The organism is Lysinibacillus sp. F12 (genome assembly GCF_057773605.1).
Genome location: NZ_JBYMLP010000002.1, coordinates 941317 through 965667, shown reverse-complemented (window position 1 = coordinate 965667; position 24351 = coordinate 941317). Strand labels below are relative to the sequence as shown.

The window sequence follows — 24351 nt, the reverse complement described above, 5'->3', positions numbered from 1 at the left end:
AAAAACATAGGAAATGTTTAGGAGTGACAACATGCCAATAATGACAGGACAGCAGTATATTGAACGTATCGATGCTTTAAACACGTATATTTCAATTGATGGGGAAGTGGTGACGGGCAAGGTGTCAGAACATCCTGCATTTAAGGGAATCATGCAAAGTCAGGCAAAGCTTTTTGATTTACAGCATCAAGAATCATACCTTGAAAAAATGACATATGAATCGCCAACTAGCAAACAGAGAGTCGGCATGTCTTTCCTTCAAGTATTGAGTCCCGAGGATCTCGTAAAAAGACGTATGGCCGCAAGAGAATGGGCTTTACAAACAAACGGTTTGATGGGAAGAAGTCCTGACTACATGAATACGACATTGATGGCTTTGGCATCAGCATCGAACTTTTTGAAAGATAAGCCAAATTGTTTTCCAGACCATTTGCAGAAGTTTTATGAATATGCCCGTGAGAATGATATTTCCATGACACATACGTTTATAGAGCCGCAAGTAAACCGTAAACGTTATTACTATGAGGATGAAGAAGTAACAATAGCTGCCAAAATTGTTGCAAAAACGGGCGAAGGCTTAGTCATTAAAGGAGCTAGGTTACTAGCCACTCAGGGAGGAATAACGGATGAACTTCTTGTTCTATCCACAAATGGCTTTGATGAAGGAAAAGGTTTTGGCTTTTCTATACCGAGTAACACAAAGGGCTTAAAGTTTTTATGTCGGCAATCTTTTGTCGGAGGAGATTCTAGGTTTGATTATCCTTTAAGTGCACGTTTTGAAGAAATGGATGCGATTGTTGTTTTTGATGATGTAGTGGTTCCGTGGGAGCGGGTATTTTATTACGAAAATGTTGAAGTAGCCAATCAATTTATGAATGTTAGTGGCTTCCAATCGTATACTTTGCATCATGTGCTATCACGTCAAATTGCTAAAACAGAATTTATCCTAGGGATTGTACAAACGATTGTAGATACCATAAATATTGGGGATTACCAACATGTCCATCAAAAAGTGGTAGATGTCATCGTAGCATTAGAAACGATGAAAGCACTGCAATTAAAATCAGAAATTGAGGCACAAAGGGATTCCTTCGGCTTTATACGACCAGACCTATCGACATTACAGGTTGCTATTCATATTTTCCCGAAAGTATATCCTACCTTTACAGATATCATCCAGCTATTGGGAGCAAGTGGATTAATGTCCATACCGAGTGAAAAAGCTTTTGCCACAGATGATGGGGATCTTGATCATTATCTGCAATCATTTCAAGACAAAGGGGAAGAACGAGTTAAAAAGTTCCGTTTAGCTTGGGATTTAACGATGAGTAATTTCGGCACAAGGCAAACACTATATGAACGATTTTTCTTTGGAGATCCTGTTCGTCTGTCAAGCCTACTCTATCAATCGTATAAACGCGATCATTTAGTGAAAAGAGTAGAAGACTTTTTGAAAAATGATTGATAGAAAGTTTGACAGTTATGAAACTATCCGTTATTATTTACAGGAACAAAAAAATAAGACTCCCTTCGTTAGGTGAGGCTCCTATGTGGAGATACGCTACTACCCAAAAATGTCGAGAGACGCCAATGGGTCAACAGAAATCATCGAAATAAGGTGTTTTTTAACGTAGCTGGGCAATTTCCTATGCCGCATAGTGCTAAAACTCAACGTTTGAAGGTAACAAATAGGCAAAGTTTTTTTGCTATTTTTTGATATGTGTATTCAACACGCCTTCATTCGTAGAAGGCGTGTTTTTGTTATGAAAGGAAGGTGATGAGAAATGGATAGTAGTCCTGAACCGAGTAAGCATGGGGTAGGTAGTCAGCATTTATGGAGACAGCCGTCGTTTCTTATCGCCGGCACAGACAGAAGGTTTGAAAAGATGACCTTTTGTTACTTTTTATAATAAAACACGAGGTGAAGTATCATGATTAAAATTCACTATTTCAATCACAATAGCAAAACAGTTCAACACGATTTCAATATGAATGATTTACGACTTCCCATTCATAGCGAGGATTTACTATGGGTAGATTTATATGCGTATAGTCATAATGAATTAAATAATATAGCAGATGTATTTGGCTTTCATCCACTAGCAGTGGAAGATTGCTTACATGAAGGCTCACGCCCAAAAATGGATAGTTATGGGGATTATAAATTTTTCGTTTTCCATGCACCTATCTATAATGAAAAAAGTAACAATGAAATTTCAACGGTCGAGTTGAATATTTTTATGGGACCAAATTATATTGTTACAGTCCATAAACAAAAATTACAATGGCTAGGCCAGATAGAAAAAGTTTGTTTAAATAGTCCTAAATATTTGGAAAAAGGCACTGACTTTTTATTGCATACCATCATTGATGGAATAACAGATGAGTATTTCCCTGTATTAGAACGAATTCGAGCACGGATTGATGAGCTAGAACAAGAGGTTTATGATTATCAACCGAAAGTAGTAACAGAGGAATTCCTTTCATTAAAACGAACAATTATTTTAATTCGTCAGGCCATCATGCCACAGCGAAGAATTTTTTCTACCATTAATGGTCAATGGAAATTTGATGTACAAGAGGAAAATATCCCCTTCTATAAGGATTTAAATGATCATCTTGAACGGATTGTCGACTCCACTGAAACGTATAGAGATTTAGTCAACAGCACGCTAGATACGTATTACTCCATTATTAGCGGCAAGTCTATTGAAAAGCTGAACCTGTTAACCGTTATTTCCACAATTATGCTACCGTTAACTGTTATTACTAGCTTCTTTGGCATGAATGTACCTTTACCTTATCAGGATTCACCTATTACAACAATTGCACTAAGTGCCTTTTTAGTGTTATTTACATGGGGAATGTGGGCATACTTCAGAAAAATGATTGCCTAGTTATAATTAGTCATACGAGTGCTAATTGACAGGTGAATATATTTTTCTTATAATTTTCGTTAGAAAAAGTAAACACGATGATGGAAAAAGTACGTAATTGCACGTGTAGTAGAAAGGGATTTCTAGGCTGGAAAAATCCTCACAGTGCAAATGCCGAAAGCTACTCCGGAGTGCAGTTAATCCCTGCCGTTCACTGACGTTACAAGTGCTAAAGAGGTAAGTAAGAGCTTTTACTTACAACTAGGGTGGTACCGCGAGACAGCTGATAAGTCCTCGTCCCTTTTTGGGATGAGGGCTTTTTTATTTTCATTTAGTAAAAGAAACCCATTTATAGTGGTTGATGCCAATTATTGCTGGCAGGGAATAGATGGGTCGTCAAGGTTTGATTCATATCGTGATTTTACAATATAAACTAGGAGGAATTTATCCAATGAAAGCAGTAGATATTCGTCAAATGTATTTGGAATTTTTTAAAGAAAAGGGGCATCACCATGAACCTTCTGCACCTCTAGTGCCAATCAATGATCCATCCCTACTTTGGATTAATTCTGGTGTTGCTACACTTAAACCGTATTTTGACGGTCGTGTTATTCCTGACAACCCTCGAATTACAAATGCACAAAAATCAATTCGTACCAACGATATTGAAAACGTAGGGAAAACAGCGCGTCACCATACTTTTTTTGAAATGTTAGGGAACTTCTCTATTGGTGATTACTTTAAAAAAGAAGCTATTCACTATGCTTGGGAATTTTTAACGGATAAAAAGTGGATGGGCTTTGATCCTGAATTACTATCAATCACAATCCATCCTGAAGATCAGGAAGCATATGATGTTTGGCATCAAGAAATTGGTATTCCTGAAGAACGTTTAATTCGTTTAGAAGGGAACTTTTGGGATATTGGTGAAGGTCCATCTGGTCCAAACTCAGAGATTTTCTATGACCGGGGCGTAGAATACGGCTCAGACGAAAATGACCCAGAAATGTACCCAGGTGGGGAAAATGAGCGTTATTTAGAAATTTGGAACCTAGTGTTCTCTCAATTCAACCATAATCCTGATGGGACGTATACACCGCTACCAAAGCAAAATATTGATACTGGTATGGGGCTGGAGCGTATTGTCTCAGTTGTTCAAAATGTACCAACAAATTTTGATACGGATTTATTTATGCCTATCATTGAAAAAATTGAGGAATTTGCCAACCGTAAATACAAACGACCAAGTGAAGTGGATTTAAATGAAATTTTTGGCTCAGAAGAAGATATTAATACGCCATTTAAAGTTATTGCAGACCACATTCGTACTGTAGCGTTTGCTATTGGTGACGGCGCACTTCCTTCAAACGAAGGGCGTGGCTATGTATTACGTCGCTTACTTCGTCGTGCTGTACGTTATGCAAAACAAATTGGCATTGAGAAACCATTTATGTTTGAACTGGTCCCAACAGTGGGTAAAATTATGGAAGACTTCTATCCAGAGGTAACGGAAAAATGTGAATTTATCCAACGCGTGATTAAGAATGAAGAAATTCGTTTCCATGAAACATTAGATGGTGGTCTTGCAATCTTTAATGAAGTGGCAGAATCACAAAAAGCCGCTGGTCATGATTTTATCCCAGGAGCAGATGCTTTCCGTTTATATGATACTTACGGTTTCCCAATCGAGTTAACGGAAGAATATGCAGAAGAAGTAGGAATGAAAGTCGATCATGAAGGCTTCGAAACAGCAATGGAGGAACAACGTGAACGTGCGCGTGCGGCTCGTCAAGATGTTGACTCTATGCAAGTACAAAATGAAGTATTAGCAAACTTAACAGTTGCCAGCGAATTTGTTGGCTTTGATACATTAGTAGCCAATACTGAAATTGCTGCAATGATTGTGAATGGTCAAGTAGAAAAAGTAGCATCTGAAGGCCAAGAAGCTTTAGTTATTTTAGCTAAAACACCATTCTATGCTGAAATGGGTGGTCAAATTGCCGATAGCGGTATCATTTCTAATGATAGCTTCACTGCTGTGGTAAAGGATGTTCAAAAAGCACCAAATGGTCAACCGCTCCACACAGTAATTGTTGAATCTGGTGAAATGCATGTGGAAGATGCTGTCCAAGCAATCGTTCATCGTGATGATCGCAATCTAATTATTAAAAACCATACAGCGACACATATTATGCAGCGTGCGTTAAAAGATGTATTAGGTGATCATGTCAACCAAGCAGGATCATATGTAGGTCCTGATCGTTTACGCTTTGACTTCTCTCACTTTGGTCAAGTGACTAAAGAGGAATTACAGCAAATTGAACGTATTGTAAATGAAAAAGTGTGGGATGATATAGAGGTCGTTATTGAAGAAATGGCCATCGATCAAGCGAAAGCAAAGGGTGCTATGGCATTATTCGGCGAAAAATATGGCGACGTTGTCCGTGTTGTTTCAATCGGAGACTATTCCATCGAGCTATGTGGTGGTATCCATGTAAAACGCTCTTCTGAAATAGGTTTCTTTAAAATTGTTTCAGAAGGTGGAATTGGTGCGGGTACTCGTCGTATTGAAGCTGTTACAGGTAAAGTGGCTTATGAAGTCGTAAAAGAAGAAGAAGCACTTTTAAATGATGCAGCAGCATTGTTAAAAGCAAATCCTAAAGATATCGTAACAAAAGTACAAGCATTACAGGGTGACTACAAAGAATTACAACGTGACAATGAAGCATTATCTCAAAAAATTGCCAATGCTCAAGCTGGGGCAATTGTAGATGCAGCACAAACAATTGGAGATGTCACAGTTCTTTCTACAAAAGTAGAAGCAAAAGACAATAACCAACTGCGTCAGATGATGGATGATTTAAAGGCAAAAATGCCAAAGGCTGTCATCGTCCTGGGAGCCGTGGATGGTGATAAAGTGATGCTATGTGCAGGGGTATCAAAAGAATTAGTTGGTGGCAATTACCATGCTGGAAATATCGTGAAAATGGTGGCAGAAGCTTGTGGTGGTAAAGGTGGCGGTCGCCCAGATATGGCAATGGCAGGAGCAAAGGATGCTTCAAAACTTGATGAAGCACTACTTTCTGTGTATGATTATGTTAAATCCATTTAATTAATTCACCAAAACATGTTATAATAAAGAGAAATTGGAGATGAGCTTGTTCGCACATCTCCTTATTTCTGAAAGCGAGGTGCTGGTCATGAGTTCATTTGATCAAACGATGAAATTTAATTTTCCAGAAGAATCAATGGAACAGGAAGTCAAGCAGGTAATGTTGAAAGTTCATTCTTCGTTAGAGGAAAAGGGATATAACCCTATCAATCAGATTGTTGGTTACTTACTTTCTGGTGATCCGGCGTATATTCCTCGCCATCAGGATGCTCGTAATTTAATTCGCAAGCTTGAGCGTGACGAAATTCTAGAAGAGCTTGTTAAATTTTATATCAAAAAGAATAACGAGGACTAGAAATGAGAATTATGGGATTAGACGTTGGGTCGAAAACCGTTGGAGTGGCTGTCAGTGATGCACTCGGTTGGACTGCCCAAGGTATTGAAACCGTAAAAATTGATGAGGCTAACGGCGAGTTCGGCATTGACCGTATCGCTGAGCTAGTAAAGGAATATGCAATAACACAATTTGTTGTAGGATTTCCGAAAAACATGAATAATACGGTTGGACCGCGTGGAGAGGCTTCTGAAAACTATAAAAAGTTATTGGAAGAAACGTTCTCACTACCGGTTACATTATGGGATGAACGTTTAACAACGATGGCAGCAGAACGTATGCTAATCGAAGCAGATGTGAGTCGCAAAAAGCGCAAGCAAGTCATTGATAAAATGGCGGCTGTGATGATTTTACAAGGCTATTTGGATAGCAAAAATTAATTGATGAGGTGACTATACATGGCAAACGAGCATAACCATGAAGAAGAATTACACGTTCAACACATTACAGTGATTGATGAAAACGGAAATGAACAGCTTTGTGAAGTGATTCACGTACATGAATCTCCAGAGTTTGGAAAATCATACGTATTTTACTCAATGGTAGGCGCAGAAGAAGATGAAGATGGCTCAGTTGAAATTTTCGTTTCTTCATTCGTACCATCTGATAACGGTGAAGATGGGGAACTAACACCTATCGAAACTGAAGCAGAATGGGATATGGTAGAAGACGTATTAAACGCTTTAGAAGATGAATACGAAGACTAATCTTCTTTCTTAAAGCTTGGAACAAGGATCGCAGCTTGCAGTCCTTGTTCCTTTTTTATTGAAAGTATTTATAGAGGCAACAAATTTCTAGAAAAATGATTATACAGTGGTTAAAGGAACTTTTTGGTAAATAACAAAAAACTGTCAGAAGGAGCAATTCGAATGAATGAGGAAACGCAAGAATTTATGATGATCGATGAAAATGGGAAGGAACAACATTGTCATGTAGTCTTTACATTTGATGCAGCGGATAAATCCTATGTGCTATTCTCCATGCTAGATGCTAATGGTGAAGAAATTCCAGGCGATCTTTCAGCCATGACTTTCGATTATGACGATAACAATGGCGAGATGACAAATCTCCAGCCTGTCAAAACGGATGCAGAATGGGAAATGATTAATGAGGTGGTATTAACACTCCTAGATGAATTTGAAGAAGAACCACAGCTTATTACCGTGATAAATGAAGATGGAACCGATCAAGTTTGTGAGGTGATTCATACTTTTACATCTGAGCAATTTGGTAAATCGTATGTATTATATGTGCCTGCGACAGATGAACCAATGGATGAACGTGAAATTTTCGCATCTCAATACCTGGCTGGCAATGACGGTTCTATCGAAGAATTATTACCCATTGAAACAGATGAGGAATGGGTGTACGTTGAAGATATATTAAACGAACTGTAAGAACTCTGAGTGGTTAGGGGCCACTCGGAGTTTTTTTGTTTTAGATAGAGAAGGAACTATTACAGTCTGTTATTATTGCAAAATGTTTATATTTATGCGATCCAAAAGCCTATAAGATACTAGCGAATTAGAAACAAACGATAGGAAGATACTGAAGCGTAAAAATTTTTAGCGAGCCAATCAGCCAGCAAAAATAGCTGGTTGATTTTTTATATATGCAAATTCTCCTGAATTGTCGATTTCTGTTTGTCGTGATAGTTGATTTCTAGTATGATATTGGATAGTGATAGGGGGGAAACCCGTGAATAACGGTACTAAAAAACAAGAAATGTTTTCAAAAATGCAGGAAAAAAAATCAGAGGTAAAAATCGTGAGAAAAATCGTTGCTATTGTGGCAATTGTTTTTGTCCTCGTAATAGGGATTGTCGGTTTATTTGGGTACAATTATGTTAAAGGTGCTTTAAAACCATTGGATCCTGATGCGACAAAAACAATTGCAGTAGAAGTACCAATCGGCTCTAGCTTGAGTTCAATTTCAACATTATTAGAGAAAAAAGGTGTTATTAAAGATGCGCGTGTTTTTAAATACTATGCAAAATTTAAAAACGAATCTCAATTCCAAGCAGGTAATTACGATTTAACGCAAGCAATGACATTTGATGAACTCATCGAAAGCTTAAAAACAGGGAAGGTATACCGAAAACCTGTCTTTACGATGACGATCCCCGAAGGCTTAACCATTGAGCAAATTGGGAAAGTGATTGAAAAGAAAACGCCATATTCACAAAAAGAATTTATGGATTTAGTAACGAGTGACACATTTGTTCAACAAATGATGGCTAACTATCCTGAACTAGTAACAGATGCAGTGTTAGCTGAAAATATTCGCTATGATTTAGAAGGCTATTTATATCCAGCTACTTACTCGTACTATGAGGAAAAGCCATCTCTAGAAGCAATTGTTGAAGAGATGATCGCGGCTATGAACAAAGTGGTGAAAAATTATAGTGATGTTTTAGTGGAAAAACAAATGTCCGTTCACCAGCTGTTAACATTTGCCTCATTATTAGAAGAAGAAGCTACGGCTCAAACAGATCGAGAAACAATAGCAAGTGTCTTCTATAATCGTATTGATGAAGGGATGCCACTACAAACAGACCCAACTGTTTTATATGCACTTGGCGATCATAAAGATCGTGTGCTGTATGAAGACTTAGAAGTAGATAATGCCTATAATACTTACAAAAATAAAGGTTTACCACCAGGCCCAATTGCAGGTGCTGGAAAGACTTCTATTGAGGCGACATTGAACCCTAGTCAAACAGATTATTTCTATTTCTTAGCAGATAAAGAGGGTGTCAACCACTTCTCGAAAACATATGATGAACATTTACAGAAAATAGCGAAATATTTACAAAAAGAAGAATAGACGTATGTGAAGAGAAAATTGCATAGAACAAACATAGAAAGTAGAAGGAAAGAAAAATAGCTTTCCTTCTATTTTCATGCTATTATAAAGTGTGATTTTTGATCAATCCGTTATTCGGGACAAATATACGTGGTGGCAATTGTTTTGAGCATGTAAAAAACAATTGCTCATTTTTGTATGGCAAAGTACCAAGACATCACGTTTGGTCTTTTTCTTTTTGTTGATAAATGATGAAGTACGGACAACGTCTACATGCACGTTGCCATTTAATTGAGGGTGGAACAATGGAATTATCAGATGCATATATACAATCATTTATACAGCCACGTAATGAATTGCTTTTAGAAATGGAAGCCTATGCGGAGGAGAATCATGTACCGATTATGCAGCTTGCAGGTATTGATGCATTAAATCAATTGTTGCGCATTCAAAATCCGCAAAAAATTTTAGAAATTGGCACGGCAATTGGATATTCTGCTATTCGGATGGCAGAAGCTTTGCCAAATGTCCAGATCGTTACGATTGAACGCGATATAGAGCGTGTTACAAAAGCAAAGGCCTATATTGAACGGTCAACCGTATCTAATCGAATTAGGGTCATTGAAGGCGACGCTTTAGAGATAGACGATAAGGCCATTGACACAGAGTTTGATGCAGTATTTATCGATGCCGCAAAGGGACAATATCAGCGCTTCTTTGAAAAGTACGCTCCCCTCGTGAAATCAGGTGGAGTCTTGTATATCGACAATATGTATATGCATGGCTTGTCAGATTTAGATTTGAAGGATGTTCCACGTCGTAAACGTACAATGATCCGCAATTTAAAAAACTTCACAGAATGGATAATGCAGCACCCGGATTATACCAGTGCTTTTTTACCAGTAGGTGACGGTTTATTACTATGTTTGAAGAGGTGACTACTATGAAAAAACCAGAATTGCTTGTGACACCACAATCATTAGAACATATTAAAGCACTTTTAGAAGCTGGAGCAGATGCTTTTGTTATTGGTGAACAACAATTTGGTCTACGTCTAGCAGGAGAATTCTCAGTAGATGAAGTGGAAGAGGCAACGAAGCTCATTCACGCAGCTGGTAAAAAAGTTTATGTTGCAGTGAATGCCCTTTTCCATAATGAAAAGCTGGAGGCACTTGCCGACTATTTAAAAGACATGCAACGTATTGGTGTGGATCGTTTAATTTATGGCGACCCAGCAGTATTAATTATTCGTCGTGAGCAAGGCGTAACGATTCCATTGCATTGGAATCCGGAGACGACTGCAACAAACTGGTTTACGGCTAATTACTGGGGAAAACGCGGTGCGACTCGTGCAGTGTTAGCACGTGAGCTTTCTCTTGATGAGGTATTAGAAATTAAAGAAAGTGCGGAATTAGAAATTGAAGTACAAGTACATGGTATGACATGTATGTTCCAATCAAAACGCCCGCTACTTGGCCATTATTTCTTATATCAAGATAAAGTGATGGAAATTGAAAATCGTAAAGATAATCGAAACATGTTCCTACATGATGATGAGCGCAATAATAAATATCCAATTTATGAAGATGTAAACGGTACGCATATTTTTAGTCCTAATGACATGTGTGTTATTGATGAGCTTGGCGAATTATTCGAAGGCGGCATCGATGCCCTAAAAATTGAGGGTGTGCTACAAACCCCAGAGTATGTCGTAACTGTGACGGAGGCCTATCGCAAGGCCATCGATGCATATTTTGACGAATCCGAAGAAGCATATGATGACATAAAAGATGAATTATTAGCAAAAATTGAAGATATTCAACCAGCCATTAGACCATTAGATACAGGCTTTATCTTCAAGGAAACGGTTTACTAAGAGGGGGGCAATAACATGGCATTAGCGTTAGAACAAAATGACAAAATCCGTGACATTGTCGACGGTAAACGTGTCATTACAAAAAAACCAGAGCTACTTGCCCCAGCGGGTAGCTTAGAAAAATTAAAAGTAGCTGTGCATTACGGTGCAGATGCTGTATTTATTGGTGGACAAGAGTTTGGTCTACGTTCCAATGCAGATAATTTCTCTATTGAAGAAATGCGTGAGGGTGTAGAGTTTGCTAATCGATATGGTGCGAAAATTTATGTAACAACAAATATATTTGCACATAATGAAAATATGGAAGGCTTGGAGCGATATTTAAAAGATATTGAGTCGGCAGGTGTTACAGGTATCATCGTAGCAGATCCACTAATTATTGAAACATGCCGCACAGCGGCTCCTAAGCTTGAAATTCACCTTTCTACACAGCAGTCATTGTCCAACTGGAAGGCAGTGCAGTACTGGAAGGAAGAAGGCTTACATCGTGTTGTGTTAGCACGTGAAGTAGGCGGAGAAGAAATGAAATTGATGAAGGAAAAAGTCGATATTGAAATCGAGGCCTTTGTTCATGGCGCTATGTGTATTGCTTATTCGGGCCGTTGCGTATTATCTAACCATATGACTGCTCGTGACTCTAACCGTGGTGGTTGTTGCCAATCTTGTCGTTGGGATTACGATTTATATGAATTAGAAGATGGGGAAGAAAAAGCACTGTTTGATGATACTCATGCACCTTTTGCTATGAGCCCAAAAGATTTGAAGTTAATTGAAGCGATTCCACATATGATCGAGCTCGGTATTGATTCTTTAAAAGTGGAAGGTCGTATGAAATCGATTCACTATGTAGCAACAGTTGTATCCGTCTACCGCAAAGTTATCGATGCTTATTGCGCAGATCCAGATAATTTTAAAATTAAACGTGAATGGCTAGAGGAGCTAGATAAATGTGCAAACCGTGATACGGCTGAAGCATTCTTCCATGATGCACCTGGCTCAGAGGAGCAAATGTTTGGTATACATGGCCGAAAAACTACATTTGAATTTGCTGGTTTAATTTTAGAACATGATCCAGAAACAAAAATGGTCACTATGCAGCAACGAAATTATTTTAAACCTGGTGACGAAGTAGAGTTCTTTGGCCCAGAAATTGAGAATTTCCGTCTGACAATGGGAGAAATTTGGGATGAAGATGGCAATAGCCTAGATGCAGCACGTCATCCATTACAAATTGTTAAATTTAAATGTGACACACCATTAATGCCGCATAACATGATGCGAAAGGAGAATAACTAATGGAAGTGAAGCGTCCTGTTGTTATCGGTATAGCAGGTGGCTCATGCTCAGGAAAAACGAGTGTGACGCGCGCCATCTATGATGTTTTCCGAGAGCATTCAGTTGTTGTGATTGAACAAGACTTTTATTATAAAGATCAAAGTCATTTAACATTTGAAGAGCGATTAGGAACAAACTATGATCATCCGTTAGCATTCGATAATGATTTATTAATACAGCACATAAAAAAACTTTTAGTACGTCAACCAATCGAAAAACCGGTTTATGATTACGTGCAGCATACTAGAGCAGCAGAAGTAATCCATGTTGAACCGGTAGATGTTATTATTCTAGAAGGGATTCTCGTGCTAGAGGATGCTGATTTACGTGATTTAATGGATATTAAATTATTTGTAGATACCGATTCTGATTTACGAATCATTCGTCGTATCATGCGTGATATTAAAGAACGCGGACGTACTACAGATTCAGTCATTGATCAGTACTTATCAGCGGTTCGACCAATGCATAATTTATTCATTGAACCTACAAAACGTTATGCTGATATCATTATTCCTGAAGGTGGGGATAATGAGGTTGCCATCGATTTAATGGTAACGAAAATTAAAACTATTCTTGAAACCGACAACGTATTGTAATAAGATAGAGTGGTATTGACAATATTTACATGCATATTTTAAAAAGGCATGCATACTATTAGGTCAAAGCGTATTTGAAAAACGTTTAAAAATAATAAAATTCGATTAAATGCACCTTGCAAGCATTTAATCGAGTTTTATGTTTTTATATTGAAGAAACAAGGAGTGAAGGACTTTGGCAAATGAAAAACAGTACCCTATGACAGCTGAGGGAAAACGTAAATTAGAAGAAGAATTAGTGAAATTAGAAACAGAAACACGTAAAGAAATCGTGGAACGTATAAAAATAGCTCGTGATTTTGGTGATCTTTCTGAGAACGCTGAATACGATTCAGCAAAAGAAGAACAAGCCTTTTTAGAAGGGCGTATTTCAACTTTAAAATCAATGATCCGTAATGCAGTGATTATTTCTGAGGATGAAACTGATAACAGCGTTGTATCACTTGGGAAAACGGTTACATTTGTAGAAATTATTAATGGGAAACCATCAACTGAAGAAGAATCTTATACAATTGTAGGTTCGGCTGAAGCAGATCCAATGGAATTCCGTATTTCCAACGAATCACCAATTGCCAAGGGCTTACTTGGCCGTGCTGAAGGCGAAGAAGTAGCCGTTCAAACTCCTGGTGGTGAAATGAAAGTTAAGATTGTTTCAATTAAATAAAATGTAAGTGGACAAGCAGTTGGTCTTTCTAATTTAGAGAGGCTAGCTGCTTTTATTTTTCGAGCTGAAGTGCCACGAAGTAAATTAATGAGTATAATTATTTTGCAAGTACTGCCGAACTTGATAGAATATTTGCTAGAGAGGGGGAGGAAATATGAGTGAACGACAAACTCGTAGTAGTCGTCATTTGCAGCCATCTCGTAATAAAAAGCTAGATAAACTATTGAATGTTTTAATTGGTGTAGTGGTTGTACTAATTATTATCACAGCAACTTATGTGTTTAAATGGCAAGATGATGCAGAACAAACAGTGAAAGATGAACCAGCTCAAGAGGAAAAAGACGACAACAAAGAAGTAGATAAAGAGCCTGTGAAAGAGGATGAAAAGGATTTGGCTGTAGAGGAAGATAAAGCTTCAGAGGAAGAGGATGTATCAGAGCCTGAAGAAATGCAGCAGGATCAAGGTACACCAGAAGAATCCACTTCAGATAATCCAAACGTAGAGAAAGTTATAACAAATAAAAATTGGCAGCCAACAGCTACTACTCAAACAGGCCAACATGTGTCTTCCTACGATTCTTCATCAGTAGACTGGTCTGAAAAGGTAGCAACTGTTTCTGGTGTAACGGGTATCGACCAAGACAATATGATTATTTGGCGTATGCAAAATAATGGTGGTCCTAATTCTTCAATAGCCACAGTGTCAACAAAAGATAAATCACAGATGTACCGTGTAAGTATGGAATGGGTGGACAATGAAGGATGGTTACCTGTAAAGCTTGAGCAGCTGAATACTTTAGAAGGTGCCTATTGACGAAAATCACACTTTTGATTATTTTTAATAGAGTTGATAAAGAAGGGAAGTAACATTACATGAAAATTGCAGTAATTGGGGCAATGGAAGAGGAAGTAGAATTACTACGAGCATCTTTAAACAATGCACAACGTACAACAATAGCAGGCAGTGAATATACAACAGGAACCTATGAAGGCAAGGAAGTTGTGTTATTAAAAAGTGGTATTGGTAAAGTCAATGCAGCTATGTCCACTACCATTCTTTTGCATGAGTTTAAGCCGGATGTTGTTATTAATACAGGCTCTGCTGGTGGTTATGATGAAGCCCTTGAGGTGGGAGCTGTAGTCATTTCCGATGAAGTTCGTCACCATGATGTGGATGTCACAATTTTTGGTTATGAAATTGGACAAATGGCTGGTATGCCAGCAGCTTATAAATCAGATGAACGATTAATGAAAGTAGCGGAGGAAGCTGTTAAGGCAGTTGGAGAGCATCAATATGGGATTGGTTTAATTTGCTCTGGGGATGCATTTATGAATGATCCTGAGCGTGTAGAAGCTGTTCGTCATCATTTCCCTCAAATGAAGGCGGTAGAAATGGAAGCGGCTGCGGTTGCACAAGTTTGTTATCAATTTGCCACACCTTTTGTAGTAATTCGTGCTTTATCAGATATAGCAGGAAAAGAGTCGAATATTAGCTTTGATGAGTTTTTACCAGTTGCTGCAAAACATTCGACACAAGTTGTCTTAAAAGCAATTGCCTCACTTTAATACACAAAACGGTCAAAATGTGTTATTGCTTATGTGAGAAAAATCACAGTGAATGAATGGTATAAATGCTACACTAGCTGTAATAAATCTCTTCATAATAGAATGGGAGGCATTCATGATGCTCGTATTAACAGTAGGTGTAGTGATTATCACTACTTTAATAGGTACATTGATTACGGCAGAACTTTCAGAATCAGCACATTCATAGAGTATAAAAAGTTCCTTTGCGACATTAGCTATATCGCAAAGGAACTTTTTTATGCCATAGAATCGGCACATTCTCCGGCAAACATGCATTGAATTTTTCTAGTGAACATTTTACAATATATTACTCAATTGACTTTTGGTCTCGTTTGTATAATTGATAGAGTTTAATGAGTGCCCGTTTTTCAATCCGAGATACATAGCTTCGAGAAATATTTAGCCGAGCTGCAATTTCCTTTTGCGTAAGGGCATCTTGTTGATTTAATCCATAGCGAAGCGTCACAATTTCTAGTTCGCGTTCATCAAGCATATGCAAATAATGATATAGCTGTGCCACATGTTCTTTATGTTCGATTTTCTCGGTTGCACTTTCTTCATCACATTGGAGTAAATCTCGAATTTGAAGCGCATTGCCATCTTTATCTGTTCCGATCGGCTCAAATAAGGAAACGTCTTTCTGCACTTTTTTCTGTGTGCGTAGATGCATTAAAATTTCATTTTCAATACATCGAGCTGCATATGTGGCAAGTCTTGTTTTTTTGTCCGGGGTATAGCTTTCTACCGCCTTCATTAGCCCGATTGTCCCAATGGAAATATAATCATCAAGTTGTTCATGTTTTGGATGGAATTTTTTTACGACGTGCGCGACGAGCCTCATATTGCGTTCTATTAGGTCCAGGCGTGCTTGCTCATCGCCACCTAAAAATCGTTCAATACAAGCAGCTTCCTCTTCTTTTGAAAAGGGTTTATGGAATGTTTGCCCCTTTAAGTAGCCAAGTAACGCTGGGATCTCAAGCCATAACTGCAACATTGATGTAAAAATTCCGCTCATTGAATGATTTCATCCTTTCCCCATTTTTCGACAGTATATGTTTCAAAGCTGTGGGAAATGAAAAAAGTGCAACAGCAATTGTGCTGTTACACTTTTTTTAACGTAAATGTACTAATCATGAGTAAAGCTAAAATTGGGAAAAGGAAAAGATAAAAGGCCGGATGGAACGTAGTGGCTACAAAATACGTTAAAGTTAAGAACGTACCAGCAGCTGTAATAGGTAAACCTGTGAAATAGCCATTTGCTTCACTAATATTAAAGCGGGCTAATCGCATCGCACCACAAACGATAAACAGGACGGCCATCATCATGCCGGCAAAACCAAAATCAACTAGAACAACTTCGTACATTAATAATGCAGGCGCCACGCCAAATGATATAATATCACTCATAGAATCTAATTGTTTACCTAACTCAGACACTTGTCCGAGTGCTCTAGCTACCTTACCATCATAGCGATCAAGAAGAGCTGCAATAAAGATAAACAAGACACTATAGCTATAGTATTCATGTAAAGTGGCCATAATAGCCGCGCCTCCAAAGGACATATTACTAATTGTAATGAAGTTAGCTGCGTGCGATTTCATTTTCTTAACCGTGGTATCCACCAACTTGTGATAAAAAAACAAGGGGGATCACTCCTTTGCACTTAAGATATTGTACCATTATACTTCGAATGCGAAAAAATTGACAGTCTAAATTAATGGATAGGGGTTTTACTGATGAAAGAAAAACTATATCAACGCTTGATAGAACTAACGAATGGTAAGCAGTCCTCTCACCTTTTGCAAGCTATTGCGAAAGCCAAGTGGAGTAAACGTATAATTCCAAGCTACATGAAGTTATACGATATAAACCTTGAAGAAGTTTCAAAAAAACAACAACAATTTGCAAGTTTACACGATTTTTTTACAAGAGAGCTTTTACAAGATGCACGCCCGATTGAAAAAAATCCGATGGTGTATGTAAGTCCTGTAGATGCCAAGGTAGAATCCTTTGGAAGAATTGAATGGGATATGACATTTCTTGTAAAGGGTAAGCCCTATGCACTAGAAGATTTACTTGGTAATTCGGAGCGAGCTGCCAACTATGCAGACGGCCATTTTATTGTTTTTTATTTAAGCCCTGCTGATTATCATCGTATTCACAGTCCAATTGATGGAGAAGTACTAAGACAGTATACGCTTGGTCAGAAATCTTATCCTGTGAATCAAATAGGCCTTACATACGGTAAAAAGCCAATTTCCCACAATTACCGTTTAGTAACAGAGTTGAAAACAGCCCATAATCAGCAAGTGGCGTTTATAAAAGTGGGGGCGACCTTCGTAAATTCAATAGTGCTCACAAACAGGACAATAAACTGGTATAAAGGGCAGGAAGTTGGCTATTTCTCCTTTGGTTCGACAGTGGTAATGCTGTTTGAAAAGGATGCGATTGAGTTTACGGAAAATGTTGTACAGGGCAACCCAATTCGAATGGGTGAAGCCTTTGCAAATATGCTATAATGGTCGAATAATACGTTAAGATTAGGGGTCGCTATTTTGTATAATTTTTTATTACCAAACGAATTTGTGACGAATATTTTCGAAATTACACCTGAAAAACTTCAAGAATTAGGGATAAGAGGGATCATTACCGATCTAGATAATACCCTTGTGGAATGGGATCGTGAGGATGCAACAGAAGAACTAATCATTTGGCTGCGCATCATGAAGGAATCCGGTATTCGTGTTATTATTGCGTCGAATAACAAGGAGGCACGTGTTAAACGTTTCGCAGAGCCTTTAGGTATTCCATACATTCATAAGGCAAAAAAACCATTGCGAAATGCTTTTTATAATGCCCTTATTCAATTAGGCTTACGCCCTAATGAAGTAGTAATGGTAGGGGATCAGCTCCTTACAGATGTAATGGGTGCGAACCGCTTAGGCTTGCATACCGTGCTAGTCAAACCTGTCGCACAATCTGATGGGTTAGTAACAAAATTGAATCGATTCATTGAACGTCGAGTGTTTAATGATTTGAAACGAAAAGGAATTATAACTTGGGAGGAACAAGAATGATTGAAATGCCAAATTGTATTGGCTGTGGTACAACAATTCAAACAGAAGATAAAACAGCAGTTGGGTATGCACCCCCATCATCACTAGAAAAGGATGTGGTCATTTGCCAACGTTGCTTCCGTTTGAAAAATTACAATGAAATTCAACCAGTGTCATTAACAGATGACGACTTTTTACGTATTTTAAATGGCCTTGGTACACAGCAAGGCTTAATCGTGAAAATTGTTGATATTTTTGATTTTAATGGAAGCTGGCTACCTGGCCTACACCGTTTTGTAGGGAAGAATCCTGTGCTGTTGATAGCTAATAAAGCTGATTTATTACCGAAATCGGTGAAACCGAAAAAAGTTATTAATTGGTTAAAACGTGAAGCAAAAGCGTTGGGGCTTCAGCCTGTTGATGTGTTGTTAGTAAGTGCACATAAAGGTAAGGGAATGGCTGAAGCAATGGAAGCCATTGATGAATATCGCCAAGGACAAAATGTCTATGTGGTGGGCTGTACCAATGTCGGAAAATCCACATTCATCAACCGCATTATTAAGCAGGCAACAGGGGAAGGTGAAGTTATTACTACATCCCATTTCCCAGGTACTACTTTAGATATGATTGAAATTCCTTTGGATGATGGAAGTGCATTATTTGATACGCCTGGTATTATTAATCATCACCAAATGGCCCATCATATTGATTCAAGTGAATTAAAATATATTATGCCAAAAAAAGAGATCAAGCCGAAGGTCTACCAACAAAATGCGGGACAAACCTTGTTTATTGGGGCATTGGCAAGATTTGATTTTATTCAAGGGGACCGTTCTGCCTTTACAATCCATGTGGCAAATGACTTACCAATTCACCGAACTAAGCTTGAGAAGGCAGATACGCTGTATACAGAACATAAGGGAGACCTTTTGGCACCGCCAACTGCGGAGTTTATTGACCAACTTCCGCCTTTAGTTCGTCATGAGTTCTCCATTAAAGAAGCTAAAACTGATGTTGTATTTTCTGGACTAGGCTGGATTACTGTACAGCATGCCAATGTCGTAGTAGCAGCATACGCGCCTAAAGGTGTACAAGTTTCGATACGTCCATCACTTATATAGAGGGTGAAGGATGGAGAAGAGAAGAGGGACTAGGAAATGAAGAAGTGGTTTGCAGTTATTGGTGATCCAATTGAACATTCAAAATCACCAGCCATGCACAATGCTTGGTTTGAGGAAATGTCCGTAGAGGCAACATATATTCCGCTACATGTGTCTTCTGAGCAATTGGGAGCAGCAGTTGCTGGCTTAAAAACTTTAGGGGCAAGTGGCTGGAATGTAACAATTCCTCATAAAACAGCAATCATTCCCTATTTAGATGAGCTAGATGAGTTGGCGCAAAAAATGGGAGCAGTGAACACAGTAGTACGAACTACAGAAGGAAAGCTGATAGGCTATAATACAGATGGTGTTGGCTTTGTGCGTTCACTAGAAGAAGCAGTAGGTTCGTCTCATAAAGACAAGCCTGTGTTACTTGTTGGCGCAGGTGGCGCTGCCCGAGGTATAGCCTTTGCCATTCAGCAGCAAGGCTACAGTGATTTGACCATGACCAATCGTACCGTAGCCAATGCCCAAGCAATTGTGGATGAAATGGGGATTGGCCGTGCAATTTCATTAAAGGAAGCGGAAGAAACATTAGCTCATTTCAGCATTATAGTGCAAATGACTTCGGCAGGCCTTGCTACAGGCAATTTTTCAATGCCATTTTCCTTAAATCGTCTTGCCAAAGGAGCAATTGTTGCGGATATTGTGTATAATCCATTAATGACGCCTTTTTTACAAGCGGCTGAAGAAAAAGGGGCAACAATTGTGACAGGCTTAGGGATGTTTGTGCATCAAGGAGCCATTGCTTTTGAGCACTGGTTAGGCAACTATCCAAATACAAATTCAATGATTGTGCAGCTAAATGCGCAATTAGGAGGAAACTAATTTTTATGTTAACAGGTAAACAAAAACGTTTTTTACGTGCTGAAGCACACCATTTATCACCAATATTCCAAGTGGGAAAAGGTGGCGTAAATGATGAAATGACTAAACAAATTCGTGAGGCATTAGAAGTACGTGAACTAATTAAAGTCCGTATTTTAGATAATTGTGAGGAGGACAAACATGAAGTGGCAGAGGCACTTGCAAAAGGTGCACATGCAGAGCTTGTCCAATTAATCGGCCTGACAGTTGTTTTATATAAAGAATCACGCAATCAAAAAAAGATTGTATTACCAAAAGCAACGAAATAAGGTGAGACGATGAAAAGGGTCGGTTTACTTGGAGGCACGTTTAATCCTCCTCATATGGGGCATTTATTAATGGCGAATGAGGTATTTCATGCATTGCAACTCGATGAAATACGCTTTATGCCGAATGCCATACCACCACATAAGCATGCACGATTTGATGCTAGTAATGTGGAACGACTTGAAATGGTGAAGCGTGCCATTCGCCCGTTCCCTTATTTTTCAGTGGAGTCGTATGAGGTAGACAAGGGTGGCGTATCCTATTCCTATGAGACACTTTCTGCATTATGTAGGAAGGAACCTACTGTCAAATTTTACTTTATCATCGGTGGCGATATGATTGATTCGCTACATACATGGCATTGTATAGATGACCTAGTAGAACTTGTCCAATTTGTTGGTGTGAAACGTCCAGGAACAGCAGCCATTACAGAGTACCCTATATGCATGGTGGAGGTGCCTCAAATCGATTTATCGTCCACACTGATTCGTGAACGCCTGGCGACTGGAGGAACGGTGACACTTTTACTACCAGAAGCGGTAGAGACGTTCATACGAGAGGAAGGTCTTTATGGAACGCGAACAGTATTTAGCGGCGATTAAGCCCAGAATGCCGGAAAAACGTTATATTCATACAATCGGTGTTATGGAAACGGCCATCAATCTAGCACGAAAGTACGGCGAGGATGAGAAAAAGGCTGAAATAGCTGCAATCCTTCATGATATAGCAAAATATGCAGATATAGAGTGGATGGAGAACATCGTCCGAACGGAAAAGTTAGATGCACGACTCATTGGCTGGGGCAGTGAACTACTTCATGGCCCAGTCGGTGCATATATTGCAGAAAGTGAATTCGGGATCAAAGATGATGAGCTTTTGAATGCTATTCGTTTTCATACAACAGGGCGACCTAATATGAGTCGTTTAGAAAAAATCATTTTTGTCGCAGATATGATTGAACCGAATCGTCAATTTGATGGTGTGGAACGTCTGCGCAAAAAAGCGCAAAAAAATTTGGATAAGGCCATGAGTGCATGTGTCCGTCATACATTGGCATTTTTAATCGACACAAAGCAGCCTATTTATCCGTTATCAATAGAATGTTATAACGATATGATGAACAGAGAGGATAGTGAAGGATGACTTCAACTTTATTACAAGCAGCTTACAAAGCGATTGACGACAAACATGGTGAGGATATTGTCGTTTTAAATATGCAAGGAATTTCCCTTTTAGCAGATTACTTTATCATTGCACATGGTAACTCAGATCGTCAGGTGCAAGCCATTGCACGCGAATTGCAGGATGTAGCTGAAAAAGATGGCTATGAAATTCGCCGTGTCGAAGGTTTTGATGGTGCTCGTTGGGTTCTAGTAGACTTAGGAGATGTAGTAGCACACGTATTCCATAAAGATGAGCGTGCTTATTATAATTTAGAGCGTCTATGGGGCGATGCACCACAATTAGACATGCCAGAGGCCTAAGTGAGTAGTTACGAACGCTTCGCCCATGTCTATGATGAGTTACAAACGGATATTCCTTACAATCTTTATGTAGATTGGATTGTACAGCATGCACCTAGCAACCAATACAAAAAACTATTAGATATTGGGTGTGGCACAGGTGTACTTAGCTTGTTATTTGCACAGGCTGGCTACAAAGTCAGCGGTGTTGATTTATCAGAAGAAATGCTTTCCATTGCGACTGAACGTTTTACTGGTGCAGGATACGAGGCTCCGTTTTATTGTATGTCCATGGACGAACTAGATGGCTTTGAGGCAGTAGATGTGGTCACAATTGCCATAGATTCTCTGAATTATGTTGTAGAGGAGCAAGCAGTCTTTACAACATTAGAACGGATTTATCATGCATTACGTGATGGAGGCCAACTTTTTTTTGATGTCCATTCACTATTTAAAATGACGGAAATCTTTTTGGATGGTCCATTTACGTATGACAATGGTGATATTAGTTATGTATGGCATACAGAGCCAGGAGAATTCGAGCATTCCATTATTCATCAAATGACCTTTTATGTGCGTGATACAAAGAGTGATTTATATGAACGGTTTGATGAGGAGCATATTCAACGTACGTATCCTATCGAACAATATATGAATTGGCTTCGCGCTATCGGCTTTAGTGATGTGGTAGTAACAGCAGATTTTACAAACGAAGCACCAGAATATGAAAGTGAACGCATTTTTATCCGTGCGGTAAAATAAATATGGCAAGCACCACACTGCTGATTGGCAGTGTGGATTTTTTTGAGGCCGCGGAATGGTGGATAAGTGCAGTCAAATTAACCGATTACTTGGGAGCTTTTCGTTCCCGCTTTCAGGTTTGCAATCTATGGATGTTAGTGTATGATGAATGTACCTCCATATGATGACCTTTTGCATTGAAAGGATGGTACTATGTTGCAATCTTTATGGCAAAAGTACAAAAAGAGTATGCTAATCCCCGGCGTACTAATAATAAGTGGACTATTTTTTTACTTCTCTTTATCGAGTTCTGACTCTTCACGACCCCAAGAAGAGCTCATCGAAACCATCCAACCTATTGAAGAAACGATTCCCATGGAATCTACTGCTGAGGAAGCGGTTCAACAGCAGGTATTTGTTGATATAAAGGGTGCTGTTATGTATCCGGGCGTTTATGAGCTTCAACCAGACAAGCGTATTTTCGATGCTATTCAGCTTGCAGGTGGTTATATTGAGAATGCGGATACGCAACTTGTTAATCATGCGCAAAAAGTTCAGGATGAAATGGTGATTTATATTCCCATCAAGGGAGAACAGCTTGAAGATATATCTAGTAATCTACTTATGTTACCTTTGGAAAGCCAGAATAAGAGTCAGAAGATTAATGTCAATACCGCTGATGCGGAGACTCTTGCAACATTACCAGGAATCGGCCCTTCAAAAGCTCATAGTATTCTTAGTTATCGGGAGGAAAAAGGACGCTTTCAAACCATTGATGATGTAAGAAATATTAATGGTATAGGTGATAAAACATTTGAAAAAATAAAGGATTCTATTACCGTTAAGTAAAGCTAATAGCTTATGAGATATTGACGCCGCTTTTCCAAAAGAGCTACACTATAGTAGAAAAGCAACAAGATCGAAAACTTGTAAGGCAAAATTTTGGAGGTAGTCATATGGAGCGAATTACTTGGGATCAATTTTTTATGGCACAAAGCCATTTACTCGCATTGCGTAGTACTTGTACAAGACTAGCAGTAGGAGCAACTGTTGTTCGTGATAAGAGGATCATAGCAGGGGGCTATAATGGGTCTATTACTGGTGATGAGCATTGTATCGAAAATGGCTGCTATGTGGTGGACAACCATTGTGTCCGTACAGTGCATGCTGAAATGAATGCTTTACTACAGTGTGCTAAATACGGTACACCAACAAAAGGTGCTGATTTATACGTGACACACTTCCCATGTCTCCCTTGTACCAAATCTATTATTCAAGCAGGCATTGAGCGAGTTTATTATGCAACTGACTATAAAAATAATCCATATGCTCAGGAATTATTTGAAAAAGCAGGCGTGACAGTCGTTCATGTACCATTTGATGAACGAAAAATCGATTTTCTACGAGATGAAAAGCTAGCCTTATATACAGAGATGCTTCATGAGCTTCGCGAGAACGGACTGCCATCCGAAAAATTGCTTCCGTATGAACAGAAGGTGAGTGCACTATTCGGTATAAAGCTTTAAGGCAAAAATGGATTTTTCTAGC

General features: G+C 38.7%; 28 protein-coding genes, 1 riboswitch and 1 other annotated feature. Of the genes, 26 read left to right on the top strand and 2 right to left on the bottom strand.

Annotation, left to right across the window (positions count from 1 at the left end):
- The first annotated feature begins 31 nt into the window (after positions 1–31).
- The 15 genes from hpaB (at position 32) to mtnN (ending at position 15227) form a co-directional block, all read left to right on the top strand.
- A complete protein-coding gene (gene hpaB / locus AC3CH7_RS11860; protein WP_488381754.1) occupies positions 32–1465 on the top strand; it encodes a 4-hydroxyphenylacetate 3-monooxygenase, oxygenase component in 1434 nt (477 codons plus the stop codon).
- Positions 1466–1522: 57 nt separating this feature from the next.
- Positions 1523–1687: riboswitch (M-box (ykoK) riboswitch) on the top strand.
- Positions 1688–1931: 244 nt separating this feature from the next.
- Positions 1932–2897 (top strand): magnesium/cobalt transporter CorA, encoded by a 966-nt coding sequence (gene corA / locus AC3CH7_RS11855; RefSeq protein WP_012295396.1) that lies wholly within the window; start codon positions 1932–1934, stop codon positions 2895–2897.
- Positions 2898–2965: 68 nt separating this feature from the next.
- Positions 2966–3181: a binding site (T-box leader), on the top strand.
- A 146-nt stretch (positions 3182–3327) separates the two neighbouring features.
- Positions 3328–5988: an alanine--tRNA ligase gene (gene alaS / locus AC3CH7_RS11850; protein WP_031419244.1), complete on the top strand. Its 2661-nt coding sequence runs from the start codon at positions 3328–3330 to the stop codon at positions 5986–5988.
- Between the two features lie 88 nt (positions 5989–6076).
- On the top strand, positions 6077–6343 hold the full coding sequence (locus AC3CH7_RS11845) for an IreB family regulatory phosphoprotein (RefSeq protein ID WP_004226839.1): 267 nt from the start codon (positions 6077–6079) through the stop codon (positions 6341–6343).
- A gap of 2 nt (positions 6344–6345) precedes the next feature.
- Complete coding sequence (gene ruvX, locus AC3CH7_RS11840) at positions 6346–6762, top strand: Holliday junction resolvase RuvX (protein ID WP_031419242.1); 417 nt, start codon at positions 6346–6348, stop codon at positions 6760–6762.
- Positions 6763–6780: 18 nt separating this feature from the next.
- Positions 6781–7089: a DUF1292 domain-containing protein gene (locus AC3CH7_RS11835; protein WP_012295391.1), complete on the top strand. Its 309-nt coding sequence runs from the start codon at positions 6781–6783 to the stop codon at positions 7087–7089.
- A gap of 162 nt (positions 7090–7251) precedes the next feature.
- Positions 7252–7779, top strand: coding sequence for a DUF1292 domain-containing protein (locus tag AC3CH7_RS11830; RefSeq protein WP_031419240.1), 528 nt, complete (start codon positions 7252–7254; stop codon positions 7777–7779).
- A gap of 301 nt (positions 7780–8080) precedes the next feature.
- Positions 8081–9208 carry an endolytic transglycosylase MltG gene (gene mltG / locus AC3CH7_RS11825; protein ID WP_031419239.1) on the top strand — a complete coding sequence of 376 codons (1128 nt, stop codon included), beginning with the start codon at positions 8081–8083 and terminating at the stop codon, positions 9206–9208.
- A gap of 284 nt (positions 9209–9492) precedes the next feature.
- Entirely contained in the window at positions 9493–10125 is a 633-nt protein-coding gene (locus AC3CH7_RS11820) for an O-methyltransferase (protein WP_447402973.1), read from the top strand.
- A gap of 5 nt (positions 10126–10130) precedes the next feature.
- Positions 10131–11063 (top strand): peptidase U32 family protein, encoded by a 933-nt coding sequence (locus AC3CH7_RS11815; RefSeq protein WP_036162215.1) that lies wholly within the window; start codon positions 10131–10133, stop codon positions 11061–11063.
- 15 nt (positions 11064–11078) lie between these two features.
- On the top strand, positions 11079–12359 hold the full coding sequence (locus AC3CH7_RS11810; RefSeq protein ID WP_012295386.1) for a peptidase U32 family protein: 1281 nt from the start codon (positions 11079–11081) through the stop codon (positions 12357–12359).
- On the top strand, positions 12359–12997 hold the full coding sequence (gene udk, locus AC3CH7_RS11805; RefSeq protein WP_008180943.1) for a uridine kinase: 639 nt from the start codon (positions 12359–12361) through the stop codon (positions 12995–12997). Before AC3CH7_RS11810 ends, udk begins: the two co-directional genes overlap by 1 nt.
- Before the next feature lie 175 nt (positions 12998–13172).
- The gene (gene greA / locus AC3CH7_RS11800; protein WP_031419233.1) at positions 13173–13661 is read left to right on the top strand and encodes a transcription elongation factor GreA; all 489 of its coding nucleotides are present in this window, start codon (positions 13173–13175) and stop codon (positions 13659–13661) included.
- Between the two features lie 154 nt (positions 13662–13815).
- A complete protein-coding gene (locus tag AC3CH7_RS11795) occupies positions 13816–14475 on the top strand; it encodes a YrrS family protein (protein ID WP_197149847.1) in 660 nt (219 codons plus the stop codon).
- 59 nt (positions 14476–14534) lie between these two features.
- Entirely contained in the window at positions 14535–15227 is a 693-nt protein-coding gene (gene mtnN, locus AC3CH7_RS11790; RefSeq protein ID WP_012295382.1) for a 5'-methylthioadenosine/S-adenosylhomocysteine nucleosidase, read from the top strand.
- 328 nt (positions 15228–15555) lie between these two features.
- Here the strand turns inward: mtnN and sigK are convergent, their stop codons facing one another.
- Both sigK and pssA read right to left on the bottom strand, forming a co-directional pair.
- Complete coding sequence (sigK, locus tag AC3CH7_RS11785) at positions 15556–16263, bottom strand: RNA polymerase sporulation sigma factor SigK (protein WP_008180932.1); 708 nt, start codon at positions 16261–16263, stop codon at positions 15556–15558.
- A gap of 86 nt (positions 16264–16349) precedes the next feature.
- Positions 16350–16850 carry a CDP-diacylglycerol--serine O-phosphatidyltransferase gene (gene pssA, locus AC3CH7_RS11780; protein ID WP_051563351.1) on the bottom strand — a complete coding sequence of 167 codons (501 nt, stop codon included), beginning with the start codon at positions 16848–16850 and terminating at the stop codon, positions 16350–16352.
- A gap of 135 nt (positions 16851–16985) precedes the next feature.
- Between pssA and AC3CH7_RS11775 the strand changes: the two genes are divergently transcribed.
- From AC3CH7_RS11775 to AC3CH7_RS11725, 11 genes are all read left to right on the top strand, one after another.
- Positions 16986–17768 (top strand): phosphatidylserine decarboxylase, encoded by a 783-nt coding sequence (locus tag AC3CH7_RS11775; protein WP_031419229.1) that lies wholly within the window; start codon positions 16986–16988, stop codon positions 17766–17768.
- Positions 17769–17804: 36 nt separating this feature from the next.
- The gene (locus AC3CH7_RS11770) at positions 17805–18326 is read left to right on the top strand and encodes a YqeG family HAD IIIA-type phosphatase (protein ID WP_008180927.1); all 522 of its coding nucleotides are present in this window, start codon (positions 17805–17807) and stop codon (positions 18324–18326) included.
- Complete coding sequence (yqeH, locus tag AC3CH7_RS11765; RefSeq protein ID WP_012295377.1) at positions 18323–19426, top strand: ribosome biogenesis GTPase YqeH; 1104 nt, start codon at positions 18323–18325, stop codon at positions 19424–19426. The genes AC3CH7_RS11770 and yqeH overlap by 4 nt, the downstream gene beginning before the upstream one ends.
- Positions 19427–19462: 36 nt before the next feature.
- Positions 19463–20293: a shikimate dehydrogenase gene (gene aroE, locus AC3CH7_RS11760; protein WP_447402463.1), complete on the top strand. Its 831-nt coding sequence runs from the start codon at positions 19463–19465 to the stop codon at positions 20291–20293.
- 5 nt (positions 20294–20298) lie between these two features.
- A complete protein-coding gene (gene yhbY, locus AC3CH7_RS11755) occupies positions 20299–20601 on the top strand; it encodes a ribosome assembly RNA-binding protein YhbY (protein WP_008180921.1) in 303 nt (100 codons plus the stop codon).
- A gap of 9 nt (positions 20602–20610) precedes the next feature.
- Positions 20611–21201 carry a nicotinate-nucleotide adenylyltransferase gene (locus AC3CH7_RS11750; RefSeq protein WP_012295375.1) on the top strand — a complete coding sequence of 197 codons (591 nt, stop codon included), beginning with the start codon at positions 20611–20613 and terminating at the stop codon, positions 21199–21201.
- Positions 21170–21742, top strand: coding sequence for a bis(5'-nucleosyl)-tetraphosphatase (symmetrical) YqeK (yqeK, locus tag AC3CH7_RS11745; RefSeq protein WP_031419226.1), 573 nt, complete (start codon positions 21170–21172; stop codon positions 21740–21742). The genes AC3CH7_RS11750 and yqeK overlap by 32 nt, the downstream gene beginning before the upstream one ends.
- Entirely contained in the window at positions 21739–22083 is a 345-nt protein-coding gene (rsfS, locus tag AC3CH7_RS11740) for a ribosome silencing factor (protein WP_008180916.1), read from the top strand. The genes yqeK and rsfS overlap by 4 nt, the downstream gene beginning before the upstream one ends.
- Positions 22084–22824, top strand: a complete 741-nt coding sequence (locus AC3CH7_RS11735) for a class I SAM-dependent DNA methyltransferase (protein WP_031419225.1) — start codon at positions 22084–22086, stop codon at positions 22822–22824. It abuts the gene before it with no gap.
- Positions 22825–23016: 192 nt separating this feature from the next.
- A complete protein-coding gene (locus tag AC3CH7_RS11730; RefSeq protein WP_031419224.1) occupies positions 23017–23652 on the top strand; it encodes a helix-hairpin-helix domain-containing protein in 636 nt (211 codons plus the stop codon).
- A gap of 107 nt (positions 23653–23759) precedes the next feature.
- Positions 23760–24329 carry a ComE operon protein 2 gene (locus AC3CH7_RS11725; RefSeq protein ID WP_012295370.1) on the top strand — a complete coding sequence of 190 codons (570 nt, stop codon included), beginning with the start codon at positions 23760–23762 and terminating at the stop codon, positions 24327–24329.
- Positions 24330–24351: the final 22 nt, after the last annotated feature.

Excerpts from the sequence above, each read along its gene's own strand:
- hpaB (WP_488381754.1), top strand. The coding sequence starts at position 32 with ATGCCAATAATGACAGGACAGCAGTATATTGAACGTATCGATGCTTTA.
- corA (WP_012295396.1), top strand. The coding sequence starts at position 1,932 with ATGATTAAAATTCACTATTTCAATCACAATAGCAAAACAGTTCAACAC.
- alaS (WP_031419244.1), top strand. The coding sequence starts at position 3,328 with ATGAAAGCAGTAGATATTCGTCAAATGTATTTGGAATTTTTTAAAGAA.
- AC3CH7_RS11845 (WP_004226839.1), top strand. The coding sequence starts at position 6,077 with ATGAGTTCATTTGATCAAACGATGAAATTTAATTTTCCAGAAGAATCA.
- ruvX (WP_031419242.1), top strand. The coding sequence starts at position 6,346 with ATGAGAATTATGGGATTAGACGTTGGGTCGAAAACCGTTGGAGTGGCT.
- AC3CH7_RS11835 (WP_012295391.1), top strand. The coding sequence starts at position 6,781 with ATGGCAAACGAGCATAACCATGAAGAAGAATTACACGTTCAACACATT.
- AC3CH7_RS11830 (WP_031419240.1), top strand. The coding sequence starts at position 7,252 with ATGAATGAGGAAACGCAAGAATTTATGATGATCGATGAAAATGGGAAG.
- AC3CH7_RS11820 (WP_447402973.1), top strand. The coding sequence starts at position 9,493 with ATGGAATTATCAGATGCATATATACAATCATTTATACAGCCACGTAAT.
- AC3CH7_RS11815 (WP_036162215.1), top strand. The coding sequence starts at position 10,131 with ATGAAAAAACCAGAATTGCTTGTGACACCACAATCATTAGAACATATT.
- AC3CH7_RS11810 (WP_012295386.1), top strand. The coding sequence starts at position 11,079 with ATGGCATTAGCGTTAGAACAAAATGACAAAATCCGTGACATTGTCGAC.
- udk (WP_008180943.1), top strand. The coding sequence starts at position 12,359 with ATGGAAGTGAAGCGTCCTGTTGTTATCGGTATAGCAGGTGGCTCATGC.
- AC3CH7_RS11795 (WP_197149847.1), top strand. The coding sequence starts at position 13,816 with ATGAGTGAACGACAAACTCGTAGTAGTCGTCATTTGCAGCCATCTCGT.
- mtnN (WP_012295382.1), top strand. The coding sequence starts at position 14,535 with ATGAAAATTGCAGTAATTGGGGCAATGGAAGAGGAAGTAGAATTACTA.
- sigK (WP_008180932.1), bottom strand. The coding sequence starts at position 16,263 with ATGAGCGGAATTTTTACATCAATGTTGCAGTTATGGCTTGAGATCCCA.
- pssA (WP_051563351.1), bottom strand. The coding sequence starts at position 16,850 with ATGAAATCGCACGCAGCTAACTTCATTACAATTAGTAATATGTCCTTT.
- AC3CH7_RS11775 (WP_031419229.1), top strand. The coding sequence starts at position 16,986 with ATGAAAGAAAAACTATATCAACGCTTGATAGAACTAACGAATGGTAAG.
- yqeH (WP_012295377.1), top strand. The coding sequence starts at position 18,323 with ATGATTGAAATGCCAAATTGTATTGGCTGTGGTACAACAATTCAAACA.
- aroE (WP_447402463.1), top strand. The coding sequence starts at position 19,463 with ATGAAGAAGTGGTTTGCAGTTATTGGTGATCCAATTGAACATTCAAAA.
- yhbY (WP_008180921.1), top strand. The coding sequence starts at position 20,299 with ATGTTAACAGGTAAACAAAAACGTTTTTTACGTGCTGAAGCACACCAT.
- AC3CH7_RS11750 (WP_012295375.1), top strand. The coding sequence starts at position 20,611 with ATGAAAAGGGTCGGTTTACTTGGAGGCACGTTTAATCCTCCTCATATG.
- yqeK (WP_031419226.1), top strand. The coding sequence starts at position 21,170 with ATGGAACGCGAACAGTATTTAGCGGCGATTAAGCCCAGAATGCCGGAA.
- rsfS (WP_008180916.1), top strand. The coding sequence starts at position 21,739 with ATGACTTCAACTTTATTACAAGCAGCTTACAAAGCGATTGACGACAAA.
- AC3CH7_RS11730 (WP_031419224.1), top strand. The coding sequence starts at position 23,017 with ATGTTGCAATCTTTATGGCAAAAGTACAAAAAGAGTATGCTAATCCCC.
- AC3CH7_RS11725 (WP_012295370.1), top strand. The coding sequence starts at position 23,760 with ATGGAGCGAATTACTTGGGATCAATTTTTTATGGCACAAAGCCATTTA.